General features: G+C 71.8%; 19 protein-coding genes. 14 read left to right on the top strand and 5 right to left on the bottom strand.

What is annotated here, in order from left to right; genetic code table 11:
* Positions 1–31 precede the first annotated feature (31 nt).
* The 6 genes from GXW83_RS18685 to GXW83_RS18710 all read left to right on the top strand — a co-directional run bounded on the left by GXW83_RS18685 (position 32) and on the right by GXW83_RS18710 (position 5,066).
* Positions 32–235, top strand: a complete 204-nt coding sequence (locus GXW83_RS18685) for a hypothetical protein (RefSeq protein WP_182444176.1) — start codon at positions 32–34, stop codon at positions 233–235.
* Positions 236–255: 20 nt separating this feature from the next.
* Complete coding sequence (locus tag GXW83_RS18690) at positions 256–1,665, top strand: NADP-dependent succinic semialdehyde dehydrogenase (RefSeq protein WP_182444177.1); 1,410 nt, start codon at positions 256–258, stop codon at positions 1,663–1,665.
* 29 nt (positions 1,666–1,694) lie between these two features.
* Positions 1,695–2,591, top strand: coding sequence for a non-homologous end-joining DNA ligase (gene ligD, locus GXW83_RS18695; protein ID WP_182444178.1), 897 nt, complete (start codon positions 1,695–1,697; stop codon positions 2,589–2,591).
* 332 nt (positions 2,592–2,923) lie between these two features.
* Positions 2,924–3,493 (top strand): hypothetical protein, encoded by a 570-nt coding sequence (locus tag GXW83_RS18700; protein ID WP_182444179.1) that lies wholly within the window; start codon positions 2,924–2,926, stop codon positions 3,491–3,493.
* Between the two features lie 198 nt (positions 3,494–3,691).
* Entirely contained in the window at positions 3,692–4,483 is a 792-nt protein-coding gene (locus GXW83_RS35090) for a L,D-transpeptidase family protein (protein WP_304940964.1), read from the top strand.
* Between the two features lie 22 nt (positions 4,484–4,505).
* A complete protein-coding gene (locus GXW83_RS18710) occupies positions 4,506–5,066 on the top strand; it encodes a GNAT family N-acetyltransferase (RefSeq protein WP_182444180.1) in 561 nt (186 codons plus the stop codon).
* Between the two features lie 21 nt (positions 5,067–5,087).
* Here GXW83_RS18710 and GXW83_RS18715 read toward each other — a convergent pair whose 3' ends face one another.
* Both GXW83_RS18715 and GXW83_RS18720 read right to left on the bottom strand, forming a co-directional pair.
* Positions 5,088–6,893, bottom strand: a complete 1,806-nt coding sequence (locus GXW83_RS18715; protein WP_182444181.1) for an MFS transporter — start codon at positions 6,891–6,893, stop codon at positions 5,088–5,090.
* Entirely contained in the window at positions 6,886–7,320 is a 435-nt protein-coding gene (locus tag GXW83_RS18720) for a MarR family winged helix-turn-helix transcriptional regulator (RefSeq protein WP_182444182.1), read from the bottom strand. Before GXW83_RS18720 ends, GXW83_RS18715 begins: the two co-directional genes overlap by 8 nt.
* A gap of 51 nt (positions 7,321–7,371) precedes the next feature.
* Here GXW83_RS18720 and GXW83_RS18725 point away from each other — a divergent pair, with 51 nt between their 5' ends.
* The 4 genes from GXW83_RS18725 (at position 7,372) to GXW83_RS18740 (ending at position 10,237) form a co-directional block, all read left to right on the top strand.
* Positions 7,372–8,115, top strand: a complete 744-nt coding sequence (locus GXW83_RS18725) for a dienelactone hydrolase family protein (RefSeq protein ID WP_182444183.1) — start codon at positions 7,372–7,374, stop codon at positions 8,113–8,115.
* Positions 8,116–8,117: 2 nt separating this feature from the next.
* The gene (locus tag GXW83_RS18730; RefSeq protein ID WP_182444184.1) at positions 8,118–8,384 is read left to right on the top strand and encodes a DUF6295 family protein; all 267 of its coding nucleotides are present in this window, start codon (positions 8,118–8,120) and stop codon (positions 8,382–8,384) included.
* A 196-nt stretch (positions 8,385–8,580) separates the two neighbouring features.
* Positions 8,581–9,573, top strand: a complete 993-nt coding sequence (locus GXW83_RS18735; protein ID WP_225447090.1) for an SGNH/GDSL hydrolase family protein — start codon at positions 8,581–8,583, stop codon at positions 9,571–9,573.
* A 73-nt stretch (positions 9,574–9,646) separates the two neighbouring features.
* Positions 9,647–10,237, top strand: a complete 591-nt coding sequence (locus tag GXW83_RS18740) for a cysteine hydrolase family protein (protein ID WP_182444185.1) — start codon at positions 9,647–9,649, stop codon at positions 10,235–10,237.
* 502 nt (positions 10,238–10,739) lie between these two features.
* Here the strand turns inward: GXW83_RS18740 and GXW83_RS18745 are convergent.
* Together GXW83_RS18745 and GXW83_RS18750 are read right to left on the bottom strand one after the other, a co-directional pair.
* Positions 10,740–11,078: a hypothetical protein gene (locus GXW83_RS18745; protein ID WP_182444186.1), complete on the bottom strand. Its 339-nt coding sequence runs from the start codon at positions 11,076–11,078 to the stop codon at positions 10,740–10,742.
* A gap of 391 nt (positions 11,079–11,469) precedes the next feature.
* Entirely contained in the window at positions 11,470–12,729 is a 1,260-nt protein-coding gene (locus tag GXW83_RS18750; protein WP_182444187.1) for a hypothetical protein, read from the bottom strand.
* A 630-nt stretch (positions 12,730–13,359) separates the two neighbouring features.
* Here GXW83_RS18750 and GXW83_RS18755 point away from each other — a divergent pair.
* From GXW83_RS18755 to GXW83_RS18770, 4 genes are all read left to right on the top strand, one after another.
* On the top strand, positions 13,360–14,019 hold the full coding sequence (locus tag GXW83_RS18755) for an MSMEG_1061 family FMN-dependent PPOX-type flavoprotein (protein ID WP_182444188.1): 660 nt from the start codon (positions 13,360–13,362) through the stop codon (positions 14,017–14,019).
* 288 nt (positions 14,020–14,307) lie between these two features.
* Positions 14,308–14,673, top strand: coding sequence for a hypothetical protein (locus GXW83_RS18760; protein ID WP_182444189.1), 366 nt, complete (start codon positions 14,308–14,310; stop codon positions 14,671–14,673).
* A gap of 231 nt (positions 14,674–14,904) precedes the next feature.
* Positions 14,905–15,153: a cysteine hydrolase family protein gene (locus tag GXW83_RS35365; protein WP_370466733.1), complete on the top strand. Its 249-nt coding sequence runs from the start codon at positions 14,905–14,907 to the stop codon at positions 15,151–15,153.
* A gap of 72 nt (positions 15,154–15,225) precedes the next feature.
* The gene (locus GXW83_RS18770) at positions 15,226–16,596 is read left to right on the top strand and encodes a condensation domain-containing protein (RefSeq protein ID WP_182444190.1); all 1,371 of its coding nucleotides are present in this window, start codon (positions 15,226–15,228) and stop codon (positions 16,594–16,596) included.
* 106 nt (positions 16,597–16,702) lie between these two features.
* Here GXW83_RS18770 and GXW83_RS18775 read toward each other — a convergent pair whose 3' ends face one another.
* Positions 16,703–17,851: an adenosine deaminase gene (locus GXW83_RS18775; RefSeq protein WP_370466881.1), complete on the bottom strand. Its 1,149-nt coding sequence runs from the start codon at positions 17,849–17,851 to the stop codon at positions 16,703–16,705.
* Positions 17,852–17,912: the final 61 nt, after the last annotated feature.

A 17,912-nucleotide genomic window follows, 5' to 3' on the forward strand; every position in this document is an offset into this window, starting at 1 on the left:
GCTGAACCGATCGACCGGCAGGAGCCGTGCCATGACCATCCCCTCGCCCACCGACCCCGACATCCGTCCGGTCGGCCCCGATCCGGTGCCGTCCCCTCCCCCGCTGCCGCCGGTGCACCCGGAGCCGGAGCCGCCGTTGCCGGTGCCCGACCCCACGCCCCCGCTGCCCGATCCCGATCCGGTGCCCCCGCCGACCCCGGAGCCCGCCCCGGTGGGCCGCACCGCCCGCGCCTGACCAGCCGAAAGGAGGGCGGCATGCCGATCGCCGTCATCGACCCCGCCACCGGAAAGACCCTGCAGACGTTCGACCCCCTGGACGCCGAGGGCATCGAGACCCGCCTCGCCCGCGCCGCGGCCACCTTCGCCGAGTACCGGCTGACATCCTTCGCCGAACGCGCGGCGCTGCTGCGCACCGCCGCCGACCTGCTGGAGGCCGACACCGAGGCAACCGCGCGCACCATGACCGAGGAGATGGGCAAGCCGCTGGCGCAGGCCAAGGCCGAGGTCGCCAAGTGCGCCAAGAGCATGCGCTGGTACGCCGACCGGGCCCCCTCGCTGCTGGCGGACGAGCTGCCCGACCCGGCCGACGTCGCCGACTCCGGCGCGGTGGCCGCGCACGTCAGCTACCGGCCGCTGGGCCCGGTGCTCGCGGTCATGCCGTGGAACTTTCCGCTGTGGCAGGTGATCCGCTTCGCCGCGCCGGCCCTGATGGCGGGCAATGTGGCGCTGCTCAAGCACGCCTCGAACGTGCCGCGCTGCGCGCTGCTGTTGGAGGACCTCTTCGCCCGGGCGGGCTTCCCCGCCGGGTGCTTCCAGACCCTGCTCATTTCCTCCGGCGCGGTCGAGGCGATCATCCGCGATCCCCGGGTGGAGGCGGTGACGCTGACCGGCAGCGAGGCCGCCGGGCGCGCGGTCGCGGCGGTCGCCGGGGACGAGGTCAAGCACAGCGTGCTGGAACTCGGCGGCAGCGACCCGTTCCTGGTGCTGCCCTCGGCGGACGTGGCCAGGGCTGCGCAGGTCGCGGTCACCGCCCGGGTGCAGAACAACGGCCAGTCCTGCATCGCGTCCAAGCGCTTCATCGTCCACCGGGACGTCTACGACGCCTTCGCGGAGGAGTTCACCGCCCGGATGGCCGCCCTGCGCGTCGGCGATCCGATGCTGCCGGACACCGACGTCGGCCCGCTGGCCACCGAGCAGGGCCGGGCCGACCTGGAGGAGCTGGTCGAGGACGCGCTGCGGCGGGGCGCGACCGCGCGCTGCGGCGGACGCCGGCCGGCCGACCTGAGCGCGGGCTGGTTCTACGAGCCGACCGTGCTGACCGGCATCACCCCCGAGATGCGGATCCACCACGAGGAGTGCTTCGGCCCGGTGGCCGCGCTGTACCGGGTGGACAGCCTGGAGGACGCGGTGGCCGTGGCCAACGACTCCCCGTTCGGCCTCAGCTCCAGCGCCTGGACCCAGGACCCGGCCGAACAGGACGTCCTGGCCCGCGATCTGGCGGCCGGCGGCGTCTTCTTCAACGGCATGACCGCCTCGCACGCCGCGCTGCCCTTCGGCGGCGTCAAGCGCTCCGGGTACGGCCGTGAGCTGTCCGCCCACGGCATCCGCGAGTTCTGCAACATCACCACCGTCTGGTACGGGCCGACGGACAGCCCGTCCGCCTGACCGGTGGACGCCGCCCCCCAGGAGGGACGATGGCCGAGGACCGCACCGTCGTGGAGATCGACGGACGCCGGGTGTCGCTGTCCCACCTGGGGCGGCTGCTCTATCCGGGCAGCGGCACCACCAAGGCGGGCGTGCTGCACTACTACACGCAGGTCGCGCCCGCCCTGCTGCCGCACCTCGCGGACCGCCCGGCGAGCTTTCTGCGCTGCCCCGACGGCGTGGACGGCGAGCGGTTCTGGGCCAAGAACATCCCGCTGGGCGCGCCGGACTGGATCCCCACCCTGGACGTCGTCCACCACGCGGGCAGCACCCGGCAGATCGTGCTGGCGGACCTGGCCACGCTGATGTGGTCGGCCAATTTGTCCAATCTGGAGATCCACGTGCCGCAGTGGCGCATCGCGCCCGAGCTGCACGACCGGCTGGTCGTCGACCTGGACCCGGGCGAGGGCACGACCATGCTGCACTGCTGCGCCGCCGCCCTGGCGGTGCGCCAGGCCCTGGAGCGGGACGGACTGCGGGCGTGGCCCAAGACGTCCGGCTCCAAGGGCCTGCACCTGGGCGTGCCGCTGCGGCCCACCGCGGCCGGGCGGGTCAGCCGCTACGCCGAGCGCCTGGCCCGGCGGCTGGCGACCGACCTGCCCGAGCTGATCGTCAGCCGGATGGCGGTCGAGGCCCGCCGGGGGCGGGTCTTCCTGGACTGGTCGCAGAACGCCAGCGCCAAGACCACGGTCGCGCCGTACTCGCTGCGCGCCCGCAGCGTCCCGACCGTCTCGGCGCCGGTCACCTGGGCGGAGGTCGCCGACTGCCGGGATCCGGCCGGGCTGGTGTTCACCGCCGACCAGGTCGCCGAGCGGCTCGCCCGGGACGGCGACCTGTGGGCGCAACTGACCGACCCGGAGGCGGCCCAGGAGCTGCCGGCGGGGTGAGCGCGCGGGCGATTGCGGCGGCCCGGTGGACGCCCGGATGTCACTTGGGGATGTCGCCCGGATGGGCCGTCCCGGTGGCGCCACGGCCGGCAGCCCGCAGGCTTGGTGTCAGGGCCGGCACGGAGTCGGCCCTTCGGCGAAGCAGTCCGCTTCCCGACGAGCCGGGTCGCCCGAGGCGATCGCGTCCACTCAATGGCGGATGGTATGCACACGGTCGATTGCCCGGTCCCTGACCGGCAGACGACTCCCTGGCGACCGATGGCTCGACCCAGGCCCGATCGGGCCGCCCCCCAGACGTTGCCAGTAGCAGGAGGACCAGAATGGCTCGCGCCATGTCCGCAGACGACACCCACATACCCGACGTTCACCCGGCCGCGGCAGGCCCGGTGAACTCCCGACCCGGGGCCGGCCCTGGCTCAGGGCCGCTGCTGGAGGCGGTCGCCGTCCAGCGGCCGGTACCGGAACTCGCCCAACTGGTGACGATCCTGAACGAGAGCGACCGCCACGCCCACGCCCAGGAGATGCTCAACACGGCGGCGGCCCTGCGTCCGGTGGAGGACGTCGCCGCGATGCTCCCGCTGCTCGGCGGCGGCCAGGCCGTCGAGGCCCTGCACCAGGCCGCCGCACGGCGTCCGGTCGACGAACTCGCCCGGCTGGTGCGGCGGTTGAACGAGAGCGGCCAACCCGCCCACGCACAGGAGGTGTTGGACACCGCCGCGACCGTGCGGACGGTGCAGGACGTCGCCGCGATGGTCCCGCTCCTCGGCGACCAGGTGCCCGCGGACGCGCTGCACAGCGCTGCCGCGCGACGTCCGGTCGAGGAACTGGCCCAGCTGGTGGGCCACTTGGACCAGGCGTCCGCATCCGAGGCGCAGCAGGGCCGTTGGCGGCGACGCCGCTGAGGCCGGGCCAGGGTGACGGGGAGCCGATGCTTCCCGCCACCCCGGCCGCCACAGAACCCATATGACGGTACGTCACTTTCGTCCGGGGTGATTCCGCCGGAACGGGAACGGGACCGCGGGGTCGCGGTCCATGATCACCCTCCGGAACCCCGCCTGTGCCCGCCCCATGCCCGTGCCCTCGTCCAGGAAGAACCCGCCGTGACACTCTCCTCCGGCCGCCACGCCCGGCCCCGCCACCCGATCCTGCGCAGGGGCGTCGCCACCGCCGCGGTGGCCGTGGTCGGCGCGAGCGCAAACCTGCTGGGCATGCCAGCCGCGCAGGCCGCCATCGGCACCGGCTTCACCCCGGTCGGCTCCGCCCCGGTCACGGCGTCCCAGCCCGACGGTTCGCCGTTCCCGGTCCCGGTCGCCGTCGGCAGCGCCACCCAGGTCATCACGGTCAGGGCCAGCGGCAGTTACGCCACCGTCACCGCCTGGCAGCGCGAGGGCATGAGCTGGCAGGCGGTCTACACCACCACCGCCGCCCGGGTCGGCGCCAACGGCACCACCGACGGCGCCACCCGCGTCCAGGGCACCGACACCACCCCCACCGGCACCTACACCATCACCCAGGGCTTCGGCAACGGACCCGACCCCGGCACCAAAATGCCCTACCACCTGGTCACCAGCCAGGACTGGTGGGACGAGGACCCCACCTCCGCCTACTACAACACCATGCGCACCACCGCCCAGGGCGGATTCCACCTCACCCAGGACGGCCCCGACGGCAGCGAACAACTCGCCGACTACCCCGTCCAGTACCACAACGCCCTGGTCATCAACTTCAACATGGACCCCGCCGTCCACACCCGCGGCGCCGGCATCTTCCTGCACGACCTCGGCCCCCAGGCCGGACCCACCGCCGGCTGCGTCGCCCTGCCCGAAGCCGTCATGACCGACATCATCACCTGGATCAACCCCGCCGACCACCCCGTCATCGCCATCGGCTGAGCCCTGGTGTTGGATGGTCCGCATGCCCGAGCTGCGCACCGAACGCCTGTTGCTCCGCCGCTGGCGGGAGTCCGACCTCGAACCGTGGGCGGCGATGAACGCCGACCCGGCCGTGCGCGAGCACCTGGGACCGGTGCTGACGCGTGAGCAGAGCAACGCCTCGGTGGCGCGCTTCGAGGCCGCCTTCGAGGCGCGCGGCTTCGGCTGGTGGGCCGTCGAGACCGCCGCCACCGGGGAGTTCCTCGGCTTCACCGGCCTGGACCCGGTGGACGACGGGCTGCCGTTCGCGGGCGTGGAGATCGGCTGGCGGCTCGCCCGTACGGCCTGGGGCCACGGCTATGCCACCGAGGCCGCCCGGGCCGCCCTGGCCTTCGGCTTCGAGACGCTCGGCCTGGCCGAGATCCTCGCCGTCACCACCGCTGCCAACCACCGCTCGCAGGCGGTGATGCGCCGCCTCGGCATGGCCACCGACCCGGCCGACGACTTCGACGACCCCGACGCCCCGCCGGGCCCCCTGCGCCGCGGCGTCCTCTACCGGATCAGCCGCGCCTCCTGGACCGGCTCACCCGCCCCCGGCCGGTGACCGCCGCCGCGGGGTGAGCGCTCAGCCGCGCCTGGACGCGGGCGCGGACGCCGACGCGGACCGGGTGTCCGCCGCCGCGCCAGCTCCGCCACTGCCGCCGCCGCGCAGCAGCGAGGCGGCGGCGGCCAGCAGTGACATGCCGGTGGCGGTGGCGAAGACGATGACCAGGCCGTGGTGGAACGGCGCGGAGATCAGGTTGGGGAAGAACTGCTTCCCGGTGAGCACGGCGGCGTTGTGCGCCGGGAGGGTCTTCAGCACCCCGGTCGGCCCCAGCAGGGTCTGCACCGGGTTGATGCCGAGGAAGGCCGAGAAGACCGTGGAGACCGGCGGCAGCGAGGCCGCGTGCTGGGCGACCGCCGCGGGCACGCCCTGGGCGCGCAGGCCGGCGTTCAGGGTGTGCGGCAGGGCGCTGGCCAGACCCGCGATCAGCAGCGAGAAGAAGACGCCGATGGAGAGCGACATCCCGGAGTTCTGGAAGGTCGAGCGCATGCCGGAGGCCGCGCCCCGGTAGGACGCCGGGACGCTGCTCATGATGGCCGAGGTGTTGGGCGCGGAGAACATCCCGGAGCCGATCCCGTTGAGCGCGATCAGCAGCGCGAAGGCCCAGTAGGGGAAGGTGATCGGCAGCAGCAGCAGGCCGACGAAGCTGCACGCGAACACCAGCAGCCCGCCGGTGGTGAAGTAGCGCACGCCGTAGCGGTCGGAGAGGTAGCCGCACAGCGGTCCGGCGGCGAGGAATCCGGCGGTCAGCGGCAGCAGGAAGATCCCGGCCCACAGCGGCGCCTGGGAGTAGTCGTAGCCGTGCAGCGGCAGCCAGATGCCCTGGAGCCAGATGATGAGCATGAACTGCAGCCCGCCGCGGGCGATCGAGGCCAGCAGCGAGGCGGCGTTCCCGGCGGCGAAGGCGCGGTTGCGGAACAGCGAGAGGTTGAACATCGGCTGGGCGACCCGGGTCTCCACGAAGGCGAAGACGGCGAGCAGCACCACCCCGCCGATCAGCCCGCCCACCACCTTCGGGCTGGTCCAGCCCATGTCGTGGCCGGCGTACGGCTGGATGCCGTAGGTGATGGAGACCAGCAGCAGGCCGCAGCCCCCGGCGAAGGTGAGGTTGCCCCACCAGTCGATGCGGGCGTGCTGGCGGGTGGAGGTTTCGCGCAGCGAGCGGTAGGCCCAGACGGTGCCGATGACGCCGAACGGGACGTTGATCCAGAAGACCGCCCGCCAGTCCCAGGCGGAGAGCAGCCCGCCGAGCACCAGGCCGACGAACTGCCCGGCGAGACCGGCGATCTGGTTGATGCCCAGGGCGGTGCCGCGCTGCTCGGCGGGGAAGGCGTCGGTGATGATGGCGGCCGAGTTGGCCATCAGCATGGAGCCGCCGAGGGCCTGGACGATGCGCCAGGCGATCAGCCACACCGCTCCGGCGCCCCCGTGGGCGGGGTCGAACGAGAGCGCGATCGAGGCCAGGGTGAAGACCACGAAGCCGAGGTTGTAGATGCGCACCCGGCCGACCATGTCGCCCAGCCGCCCGAGGGTGACCACCAGGACGGCGGTCACCAGCATGTAGCCCATGATCATCCACAGCAGGTAGCTGATGTTCCCGGCGCCGAACGGGTCCAGGTGGATGCCTCGGAAGATCGCGGGCATGGAGATGATCACGATGGAGGCGTCCACCGTGGCCATGAACATCCCGAGCGTGGTGTTGGACAGCGCCACCCACTTGTAGCGGTCCGGACGGGCCGCTCCGCTCGGACCGGTCGTCGCGGCGGGCGCCGCGGACGGGCCCTCGGGCGCCGCGGGCGGCACGGGTATGCCCGGGTGCTCAGACATGGCGCGTAATCCTCTCCAGCAGGGGGATGGCGGTGGCGAGTTGCTGCTGTTCGGCCGGGGTCAGCTCCTGGGCGACGGCCAGGGTGAGCCGCCGGGCGCGTTCCTGCCGCGCGCCGTGCAGGCCGTCGCGGCCGGCCTCGGTCAGCGACACGACGACCTTGCGGCCGTCCTCGGGGTCGGAGTCGCGGGCGACCAGCCCCAGCTCCTGCAGCGCGCCGACGATGGTGCACATGGACTGCGGCCGGATGCCCTCGGCCTGCGCCAGCCCGCTGGACGTCGCCGGACCGCCGCGGTCCAGGCGCGCCAGCACCGATGTCTGCGACAGGGTCAGTTCGCCGTCCGGCCTGACCTGCCGCAGGCGGCGGACCAGCGGGCCCAGACAGGCGCGCAGGTCGGCCGCGATACGCGCCGCATCACCAGGGATCATCACGTTCATCAGTATAGACTTATCAGTTGCCGCTTATGATATAGGTATTCCATGAGTGATTCCCTTACTGCGGAGACCGTCCGTATCGTCGGCCACGACGGCGATGAGATCGAGGCCTACCTGGCCCGCCCGCAGGGCGAGAACCGGCGCGGCGGCGTCGTCGTGATCCACCACATGCCCGGCTACGACCGCGGCAGCAAGGAGATCGTCCGTCGCTTCGCCGAGCTCGGCTACGACGCGGTCTGCCCGAACCTGTACTTCCGCGAGGCCCCGGACGCCGCTCCGGACGACGCCGCGGCCATCGCCCGCGCCAACGGCGGGGTGCCGGACGAACGGCTGGTCGGCGACGTCGCGGGCGCGGCCGCGTACCTGCGCGCCCTGCCCACCTCCAACGGCAAGGTCGGCGTCATCGGCTACTGCTCCGGCGGCCGCCAGACCGTGCTCGCCGCCTGCCACCTGGACGTCGACGCCGCGGTGGACTGCTACGGCGCCTTCGTCACCGGCACCCTGCCCGAGGGCTTCCCGCTGAAGGTCACCAACCTGGTCGACCAGCTGCCCGGCCTGCGCGCACCGCTGCTGGGCCTCTTCGGCGCGGAGGACAAGTACCCCTCCCCCGAGCAGGTCGAGGAGCTGCGGCAGATCCTGACCGACAACGGCAAGGACTTCGAGTTCCACAGCTACGAGGGCGCGGGCCACGCCTTCTTCTCCACCGACCGCCCCTCGTACAACGTGGCCGCCGCCAACGACGGCTGGGAGCGGATTACCGCCTTCTACGCCAAGCACCTGGGAGCCTGACCATGTGCACCTACACCACGGTCAGGGAGTCCGTGGACGGCAGCGCCAAAGGGCCGGGCGGCGCCTGGTTCCACGTCTCCGACGTCACCGTGTACTTCGACCACCCGGTGCACGCCATGGCCGAGCACACACTGAACATCGACTTCGCCGACCCCTCCAAGGGGCCCTCGGCGCGGGTCGCGCTGGAGCTGACCGCCGAGTCCGGGCGCCGACTGGTCGCCGCGATCCAGGAGGCCCTGGCGGCGGTTCCGGAGGAGCTCACCGTCTGACCGCGACGCGGCCCGGGCCCGGCTCCGACACCGGCCGGGCCCGGGCCGCCGCGACCGGTCGGCATTCCCTGGTTTCTGCACCGCTCCCACCGGGGCATGACCTACTTGGTTGGACAATGCAAGCAACGGGCTGACGGTGGCGCCGGGCACACGGAGGCAGCGGTGGACGCCCGGCACAGAGGCTTGGGGGTCGCACATGACGCGTGAACAGATGGCACGGCGCGCAGCGGCAGCAGCGGCCTTCGGCGGCGGCGGCATCGGCCTGATCGGCGCCGGGGCCGCCGCCCTGCTGCTGGCCGAGGCGAAGATCGCCGAGATCCAGTTGGGCGTGCTGCAGGGCGAGCCGCCGCGGGCCGACGGCGTCTACGGCCGGCAGTTCGCGGGCGGACGCGACGCCGTACCGCTGCGGATGGTCGTCCTCGGGGACTCCACCGCCGCGGGCTTCGGCGTGGACCGCGCCGACTGCACGCCCGGGGCACTGCTGGCCGGGGGCATCGCCGCCACCGCCGAACGCCCGGTCCGGCTGGCCGTGGTCGCCGTCAACGGCGCCACCTCCACCGACCTGGAGCGGCAGTGCGGGCTGGCCCTGGACGGGCCCGCCCCGGACATCGCCCTGATCATGATCGGCGCCAACGACATCGCCCAGCTGGTCAAGCCCTCCGACTCGGCCCGGATGCTGGGCGGCACCGTACGGCGGCTGCGCGCGGCCGGGGCCCAGGTGGTCGTCGGCACCTGCCCCGACCTGGGAGCCGTCGACGGCATCCTGCCGCCGCTGCGGACCCTGGCCCGCCGCGCCAGCCACCAGCTCGCGGCGGCGCAGACCGCCGCCGTCACCGAGGCCGGCGGGCGCAGCGTGGCGCTGGGCGCGCTGCTCGGCCGGGAGTTCGCGGGCCGCCCGGAGATGTTCGCCTCCGACCGCTACCACCCCTCCGCCCGGGGCTACCTGGCCGCGGCGATGACCCTGCTGCCGTCCATGTGCGCGGCGCTGGGCGTGTGGCCGCAGGAGGACGACCCCGGGACCGACGCCCTCGGCCCGGACGCCCCGCGCGCGGTCCGCGAGGGGGCGCAGCGGGCGGCCGCCGCGCTGCTCGGCCGCGCCGCCGGGCCGACCGGCCGCTGGTCGCTCTCCAAGCGGCCCAGCCGCCGACAGCCCGCCGTCCTGCCCAACCAGCCCGAACCCGCCACCTGACCGTCCTGCCCCGCCCGACCCGGTCCCGCCCGAGCCGGCGTCAGCCGGAGCCGGGACAACCCGAACCCGAGGAATGAGGAACACCGCCGTGAGCAGTGCACTGCTTGTCATGGATGTGCAGCAGGGGATCGTCGACCGGTTCCCGGCCGACGGCCTGCTGGACCGCCTGCAGCGGGCCGTGTCCGCCGCCCGCGAGGCCGGGATCCCGGTGGTCTTCGTCCGGGTGGCGTTCCGGCCGGGCTTCCCCGAGGTGAGCCCGAACAACCGCACCTTCAGCGCGCTCGCCGAGAGCGGCGGCGACGCGTACGGCGTGGACAGCCCGCAGACCCAGGTCCACCCCTCGGTCGCGCCGCAGCCCGGCGAGGCCGTGGTGGTGAAGAAGCGGGTGAGCGCCTTCACCGGCAGCGACCTGGAGGTGGTGCTGCGCTCCCTCGGCGCCACCCGGCTGGTCCTGGCCGGCATCTCCACCAGCGGCGTGGTGCTCTCCACCGTCCGTGAGGCCGCCGACCGGGACTATCGCCTCACCGTCCTCGCCGACGGCTGCGCCGACCAGGACCAGGAAGTCCACCGGGTCCTGCTCGAAAAGGTCTTCCCCCGCCAGTCCGACGTCCTCACCGTAGCCGAGTGGACCGCCACCCTCGGCCCGGACGCCCAGACGAGTTGATCCGAAGTTCGACCCCGCAAATGCGGCGAGGGTGCTCATCCTCTTGACCGCGCTGTAGGTGAAGACCGACGACGAGATCCGACCTGATCGCCGACCGCGAGGGCATCGAACTGCTGCGTCCCTCGCGCAAGCGGGAGAAGCAGCGGTACGGCGAGCCGACGTTCAAGAAAGCCCACCAGCTGATCGAGTCCGTCAACGACACCCTCAAGGCAGGAACAACACAGCGGACGGCCCTTCAAGGGCGTGGCCGTACCCATGGCCCAGCCGCTATCTGGCACACCGGCGCATCGGTCGCCCGCTCACTGATCGTCTACGACCACTGGTTGAACCCGCGCCGGACGTCGTCCACCGATGATCCGGCCGTCGGCGTCCAGCCAGCCCAGGGTTTCCGTGGCCCAGTCCGGTTTGACCCCGCCCACGACGACACCTGCATACGGCTCGCCGACGTCGATCCCCGCAACTCCCCGAATTCCAGGGCGTTGCGGGGATCGATAGAACCCGCCTACGCGGTGGGGGCGTTGCGTTCCACAACCGCCGACTGGAAGTCCACGAAGCGGGAGCAATTCTCGCTGTCGGTTCCGGCTTCGAGGACGTCCTGGGAGAGGCCCTCCGTGTGGAGCACGGCCTCATAGCAGGAGGACATGATCTCCAGGGTGGAGTCCACGTCGAAGGTCCTCACCGCGCAGTCGCAGAACAGCGAGATCGCCGCTGCCAGTGACGCGGTACCGATGGCCGGGTCGGTGTCGGTCAGGGCGTACATACGCGCCGAGACGGCGTCGGCCTCCGGCTGCCCCAGGCCGGTGGGGCGAGCCGAGTCGAGGAAGGATCTCACGAATTCCACGGTCTCCTGAGAGAAGACGCCCTCGAATGAGGGAAGGAAGAATGCCAGGGATCCGCGAATGACGTCCAGGGAGACCATACCCAGGGCTTCGGAGCCCGCCCCTCCGAGGACATCACTCCATTCACTCGCACGATCATCCCACAAGCTCATGTCAAGCCTCCCGATCCGAGGGCCATGTCCTCAGCGGTCCCAAGGGGCGACTCTGGGCTGCTCGAACAATTGAATATTCGGGAAGTCGTTCCCTCGGGCCGCGCATTCCTGGCGTTCGGGACCGCAAGCCGGCCGCGAGGCACCCATAGTGCCATCGCTCGGCGGGGTGTCATCGCCCTGCCCCGGGGCCCGCGGCGGTGCGGTTCGGCTGCGGGCCCCGGGGCCCGGAAGGTCGACGACCTCAGGGATTGAGCACCAGTGGTGCGGTGTGGCCCGCGGAGCTCGGGTCCCAGGGGTAGGACACCGGCTTGCCGGTTATGTCGCTGAGCTCGTTCGACAGCCAGACCTTGCCCTGGGCGTCGATGAGGGCCTTGTCCACCCGGATCGAGAAGGTGTAGCGGAACTGCGCGCCCGGCGCCACGACGGACCAGATGGTGCAGTTGTAGTGGGCGGCGTAGGCCGCCGAGGCGGGCACCGCGAAGCAGCCCGGAGGGATCTTGGTGACGGTGGTGTACTTGGGGAACTCCACCGAGATGTTGCCCACCGCCTCGCCACCGCTGCGGTCGATGATCTCGGCGGGGCCGTAGCTGCGCATGCCCACGGTCACCGGGACGCTCTGCCCCGCAGCGGCGCGGAACGTGTCGCCGACGGCCGAGAAGTGCGCGGTGTTGACGGCGAAGACGTCCGTCTCAGCCTGCTCGTCCTGCTGGTTGATGTCCACCGGAGCAACAGAGTTGCCCGCGGCCAGCGGGGTGACCTCCGCAATCAGCCCGGTGCTCCAGGCCAGTTTGGTGACGTTCAGCGCGACCGGGAACCGGAACGTCTGGCCCGGCTTGAGCGGCGTGTTGAAGGTGCAGGCGGCCTGGCTGTTGTCGGGGGTGTAGGCGCAGCCCTTCAGGCGTTGCTTGTAGGTCAGGCCGGGCAGCACCTGGAAGGTGAGCCGGGTACGGGGAGCGGTCACGTCCCCGGTGTTGGTCCAGGAGATCGGGGTCACGATGGCGGAGCCGACCTTGACGTTGTGGAGCTGCGCGGGCCCGGCGGTGACTACCAGGTCGGTACCGGTCTGGACGGCGACCGGGACGACCTGGGTCTGCGTGCCGAGACCGGGCACGGCGGCGGTGATGCTGACGCTGCCCTGCGCGCCGCTCTTGGCCTGGGGCAGCGCCTTGAGCGGGATGTTCAGAGTGTCGCTGATCGCGTTGATCGGGCTGACACGGAGGTTCTTGCAGGTGCCGGTGCTGCCGACGTGGGTGCAGCCCGCGGGCCACTCCACCTGGGCGATCCGGGCCAGGCCCGTGGCGTTGACGGTGACCGTGGCGGCGCTGACCTTGTCGGTCTGGTCGTGGTAGAGCCGGATCTGGACCGCCCGGGCGGACGACACGCCGTTCAGCACGGTCGGCAGTTGCAGGTTGTACGGGCCGACACTGAGGTCGAGCTGGTCGGAGGCGAAGGCCGTCCCGGCCAGGGCGACGACGCCGGCGGAGGCAAGGGCGGTGGTCATGGCCACCCCGAGGCCACGGCGGGCAAGCTTGGATGCCCTCATGTTCTGGTTCCCCCTGGTCACTGATGTCTGTGCAGTCCAATCCCCGTTGGATTGCAAGGGCTTTCGACAGCACGCACGCTAGTCCACAGCAGTGACAGAGCCGACGCCATGGTGCCCGGCGGGAACCGCTCAGCGGACAAACTCGCTGGTGAGGGCGTGTACCGAGTAGCTGTTGTTGTCGGCGAGCTTGGTACCGGTGAACTGTGCAGTTAAGGCCATCAGCCGTCAACCGACGCCAAACTCATTTTGAAACGACCTATGAGCCATCACTTGCCGCCTTCGGGTAGGTATCATCCCCGCGAACGCGGGGAGCAGACGATCCTGCATTGCATGGGCCGGGGCCGCCCCCGCCTCCCGCCGACGGTCGCCCTCACGTCGCCGATGGCGACCGGACTCACAGCGCGCCACCCAGCGCGGGCGCGAGCTCCGCGAGCAACTCACCCAGATGTCGGCGCGACAGCCCGCAGAAGGCAGGACGGGACATGGCCGCGCGGGCCTGTTTGACCTTCACGCGTCTGACAACTCGCGGGGCCGTCTCCATATCACCGCACTCACCGACCAGGATCAGTCGCAAGTAGGGTCGGACGCATGACGACAACCCTTGCCGTCAGTGTCTTCGACTCACTCCGTCTCGACGCCGTGCCCGACCAAGAGGCGCTGCGCCGGGCCTACGCACTCCCCAGCGACGCGGCCGTGCGGAAACAGATGACCGAACTCACCGAGCAGACCCGCCGGTTGATCGGCTGCTCATCGCTGGTCCTGGTCGCCAGCGCGGATGCCGAAGGCAACTGTGACGTTTCCCCGCGCGGCGGCCCCGCCGGGTTCGTCGCCGTCCTTGACGCACGGACGGTGGCGATACCGGACGCGACCGGCAACAAGCGTCTGGACACTCTGCAGAACGTCGTCGCCACCGGACGGGCCGGGCTGCTGTTCGTCATTCCGGGCCGTACCACGACGCTCAGGGTGAACGGCCGGGCCTGCGTCTCCACCCGCCCGGAGCTGCTGTCGCAGCTGACCGCTGTGGGCAAGCCACCGGCCAGTGCGCTGGTGGTGGGGATTGAGGAGGTCTACCCGCACTGCCCCAAGTCGCTTCTGCGCAGCGGGGCCTGGAAGCCGGATGAGTGGCTGTCGCCGGACGCCCAGCCGACCTCGGCCGAGGTAACGCTGGCCCAACTGCAGGTGCCGGAGCTGACGATCGCCGACATCGAGCAGGCGGAGGCGGACTCGCTGAAGTACCGGTACGAGTAACGGGCCGACCTGCGACTGCTGAACCACCAGCCAGTCAAGCCCCCGGGTAGGCACGCTCCACGATCAATCGCGGGGCAGCACCTGAGTGATCAAGGGTCAGCACTACCCCGATGGCAGATGGTGGACCACTTCCTGCCCATCCCCGGCTCAGCCGTTCGCCCCAGGACTGTCCTCCGAAGCAGCACCTCTCCTGAGCCCTGTAAGTCCCGGGCAGGCAACTCTTGTTGCACCGGGCGGCGTCCGGACAATCGTGCGGCGGGGAGCCGCGCCGAGTCCGATACTGAGCCGGTGAGCGACACCATGGCCGAGCACGAAGCCAAGGCCGGACAGCTGGAGCGTCTGGAGACGTTGCGCGCCGCGCTGCGGATCGTAGCCCGTGACCTGCCCACGCGTGGGATCGAGGGCGAACCGGAGATCGAGGTCCTGGAGGACTGGTTCCCGGTGGGGGCCGGTGTCCGTCTTGCCGACGGCCGACGGCTCAACTGGGGCGGCCACATCCTGCCAGGCGTGGGCGACGACCCGACCATGGCACTGACCTACCTGGCGATCATGATCCAGGAGAGCCTGCTCGAATGGACCTGGCGGGTCTGGCCAGCGTGTCCCCGACACGGCCTCGGCGTCCACGGCTCAGAACGCGAGGGCTCGGCCGTGTGATGGTGCGCGGGCAATGGCGGACACGTACTTGCGGCGGTCGGCGAACTCTCGCGTGCGCTCGGCGGGCATCGTCGTCAGTAGGTTCGGCAGTGGCTGCGGCAGTCCTTCACGCCGACACCTCGACGCCTACTACTGCTTCCGCCCCGCACGCAAGCACCACCACATCCACCAGGGCAGATACACCCTCACCACCTGATCATCGGGCTCACTGGGGCCGGTGTCGACGACGCAGTGAGCGCCTTCACCGGCAGCGAGCTGGAGGTGGTGCTGCGCTCCCCCGGCGCCATCCGGCTGGTCCTGGCCGGTATCTCCACCAGCGGCGTGGTGCTCTCCACCGTCCGCGAGGCCGCCGACCGGGGCTACCGCCTCACCGTCCTCGCCGTAGCCGGGTGGGCCACCGCCCTCGGCCCGGACGCCCAGGGGCCGCCGTGTCGTGTCGCGCCGCGGGTGCGTGGAAAGGGTGAAGACGGGGCGGGCTGAGGTCTCGTCAACTCCCTTGCCGGTGGGGTCTCGACGTCGGGGCCGGAGGTGCGCGAGACTCCGGGAATGACCGTGACTACGCGTGTGAGTCGAGTGGAGAACGTCGGCTTCTCGTCCGGGAATTCCGGCACCGGGCCGGCCACCTGGGGCCAGCAGGCCATCTGGGACGCGGTGAGCAAACTGGGCGTGGACGCCCACCGCTACAACATCTCCATCGGCTTCCCGGTGGAGCCGGGGATACCGGTGGCCCGGGTGCTGGAGGCCGTGCCGAAGCTGCTCCAGCTGCACCAGTCGCTGCGGACCCGACTGGTGCCTGATCCGGACGGAGAGCTGTGGCAGTTCCTGGACGCCGAGGGGAGCGTCCCGGTGCACCTGCTGGAGGCCGACGCCGACCGTGCCGAGGAGCAGGGACGCGAGCTGCTGGCCGGGCTGGTGACGACGTCGTTCGACTGCGCCGTCGACCTGCCGATCAGGATCGCCGTGGTGGAGACCGGCGGGCTGATGACCTTCGTGGGGTTCTGCCTGTCCCACACGGCGGTGGACGGCTGGGGCCTGTCGCGGGCGGTGATGGACCTGTTCGCGCTGGCCCAGGGCGAACCGCTGGAGCGGGTGCGGGAGCAGCACCCGTATCTGCAACCGCTCGAGGAGGCGGCCTTCCAGACCTCGGCGCGGGGACGCCAGCGGGACGCCGCCGCCCGCGGGTTCTGGGCCAAGAAGCTGCGGCTCGGCCCCCGGGCGGTCTTCGCCAGGCCCCCGGCCGGGCCGCCGGCCGCGACCTTCCCGTTGGCGGTGCTGAACTCACCGTCGCTGGCCCGCGCGGTGGACCTGGTCTCGGTCGGGCACCGGGCGGGCGGCTCCTCGGTGCTGCTGGCGGCGGCGTCGGTGATGCTGTTCCGGCTGACCGGAACCCCGGACCCGATGTTCCAGGTGGTGGTCAGCAACCGGTTCCGCTCCGACCTGGCGCACGCGGTGAGCACCGTGGCGCAGGAGGGGCTCATCCATCTGCCGGACGCCGACCGGGAGTTCGCCGAGGTGGTGCGCCGCGCCCAGGCGGTCTCGCTGGCGTCCTACCGCCACGCCTACTACCGGAAGCGGCTCTTGGACCAGGACATCGAACGCATGCTGGAGCAGGAGGGCGCCATCGCCGACCGCAGCTGCATCTTCAACGACCGCCGCGACCTGGTGCCGCACTACCCCATGGAGGGCGACCCGTCCAAGCTGCCGCTGGCGCAGTCGAGGCCGCTGACCACGCTGAGCTTTCCGGAGGAGTGCCTGCCGCGCCTGGGCACCACCTTCGCCATGGACGCGCACCACGCCCCGGGCTCGCTGGAGCTGTTGATCACGGCGGACACCGCCCACCTGCCCAAGCCGGACATCGAGGCGTTCCTGTACGGGATCGAGGAGCTGGTGGTGAACGAGGCGGTGGCCCTGGGCGCCGACTGAACCGGGCGGACCGGGCGGGCCGGTGAGCGCCGGGCGGCGCCGACCGGCGTACCGCGGCCGCAGGCCGCCCCGGGGCCGAGCTGGGCTTCGGGGCGGCCGGGGCGGCTCAGCCGTGCAGGCGGGCGCCCTCGGGCTCGGCCAGCAGCCGGTCGTAGCCGGGCTTGATGACGTCGTCGATCAGCGCCAGCCGCTCGTCGAAGGGCAGGAAGGCCGACTTCATGGCGTTGATGGTGAACCAGCGCATGTCGTCCACGGTGTAGCCGAAGGCGTCCACCAGGTGCTCGAACTCGCGGCTCAGCGAGGTGCCGGACATCAGCCGGTTGTCGGTGTTGACCGTCACCCGGAAGCGCAGCCGGCGCAGCAGGCCGATGGGGTGCGTGGCGTAGGAGTCGGCCGCGCCGGTCTGCAGGTTGGAGGTCGGGCACATCTCCAGCGGGATGCGCTCGTCGCGGACGTAGGACGCCAGGCGGCCGAGCTTGACCGTGCCGTCGTCGGCGACCGCGATGTCGTCCACGATTCGGACGCCGTGGCCGAGCCGGTCGGCGCCGCAGCACTGCAGCGCCTCCCAGATGGACGGCAGCCCGAACGCCTCGCCCGCGTGGATGGTGAAGTGGTTGTTCTCGCGCTTGAGGTACTCGAAGGCGTCGAGGTGGCGGGTGGGCGGGTGGCCGGCCTCCGCGCCCGCGATGTCGAAGCCGACCACGCCCAGGTCGCGGTAGCGGTTGGCCAGCTCGGCGATCTCCCGCGAGCGGGCGGCGTGCCGCATGGCGGTGAGCAGGGTGCCGACGCGGATGCTCTGGCCGCGCTCGGCGGCGCGGGCCTCGCCCAGGCGGAAGCCCTCGTTGACGGCGTCGACGACCTGGTCGAGGGTGAGGCCGCCCTCCAGGTGCTGCTCGGGGGCGTAGCGCACCTCGGCGTAGACCACGCCGTCGGCCGCGAGGTCCTCGGCGCAGTCGGCGGCGACCCGGATCAGGGCCTCACGGGTCTGCATGACGGCGCAGGTGTGCGCGAAGGTCTCCAGGTAGCGCACCAGCGAGCCGGAGTCCGCGGCTTCGCGGAACCACTCGCCGAGGGCCTGCGGGTCGGTGGTCGGCAGGTCGCCGTAGCCGACCGCGGCGGCGAGCTCCACGATGGTCTCGGGGCGGAGGCCGCCGTCGAGGTGGTCGTGCAGCAACACCTTGGGGGCTCTGCGGATCCGGGCGGCGTGGACCGGTACGGCTGGGGACGCGGGTGCGGGGGTGCTCTCCATCGTCAGACCATACCTCCTACGCGCGTAGATTGACGAGTCCCTTCCCTGGGACGGCAGATGACGATTC

Source organism: Streptacidiphilus sp. PB12-B1b (assembly GCF_014084125.1).
Classification (GTDB): Bacteria; Actinomycetota; Actinomycetes; order Streptomycetales; family Streptomycetaceae; genus Streptacidiphilus.

What these genes read in the sequence shown, in the direction of transcription:
- GXW83_RS18720 (WP_182444182.1), bottom strand. Translation starts at nt 7,320, where the DNA reads ATGATCCCTGGTGATGCGGCGCGTATCGCGGCCGACCTGCGCGCCTGT.
- GXW83_RS18725 (WP_182444183.1), top strand. Translation starts at nt 7,372, where the DNA reads ATGAGTGATTCCCTTACTGCGGAGACCGTCCGTATCGTCGGCCACGAC.
- GXW83_RS18755 (WP_182444188.1), top strand. Translation starts at nt 13,360, where the DNA reads ATGACGACAACCCTTGCCGTCAGTGTCTTCGACTCACTCCGTCTCGAC.
- GXW83_RS18740 (WP_182444185.1), top strand. Translation starts at nt 9,647, where the DNA reads ATGAGGAACACCGCCGTGAGCAGTGCACTGCTTGTCATGGATGTGCAG.
- ligD (WP_182444178.1), top strand. Translation starts at nt 1,695, where the DNA reads ATGGCCGAGGACCGCACCGTCGTGGAGATCGACGGACGCCGGGTGTCG.
- GXW83_RS18715 (WP_182444181.1), bottom strand. Translation starts at nt 6,893, where the DNA reads ATGTCTGAGCACCCGGGCATACCCGTGCCGCCCGCGGCGCCCGAGGGC.
- GXW83_RS18690 (WP_182444177.1), top strand. Translation starts at nt 256, where the DNA reads ATGCCGATCGCCGTCATCGACCCCGCCACCGGAAAGACCCTGCAGACG.
- GXW83_RS18710 (WP_182444180.1), top strand. Translation starts at nt 4,506, where the DNA reads ATGCCCGAGCTGCGCACCGAACGCCTGTTGCTCCGCCGCTGGCGGGAG.
- GXW83_RS18730 (WP_182444184.1), top strand. Translation starts at nt 8,118, where the DNA reads ATGTGCACCTACACCACGGTCAGGGAGTCCGTGGACGGCAGCGCCAAA.
- GXW83_RS18700 (WP_182444179.1), top strand. Translation starts at nt 2,924, where the DNA reads ATGTCCGCAGACGACACCCACATACCCGACGTTCACCCGGCCGCGGCA.
- GXW83_RS18750 (WP_182444187.1), bottom strand. Translation starts at nt 12,729, where the DNA reads ATGACCACCGCCCTTGCCTCCGCCGGCGTCGTCGCCCTGGCCGGGACG.
- GXW83_RS18685 (WP_182444176.1), top strand. Translation starts at nt 32, where the DNA reads ATGACCATCCCCTCGCCCACCGACCCCGACATCCGTCCGGTCGGCCCC.
- GXW83_RS18735 (WP_225447090.1), top strand. Translation starts at nt 8,581, where the DNA reads ATGACGCGTGAACAGATGGCACGGCGCGCAGCGGCAGCAGCGGCCTTC.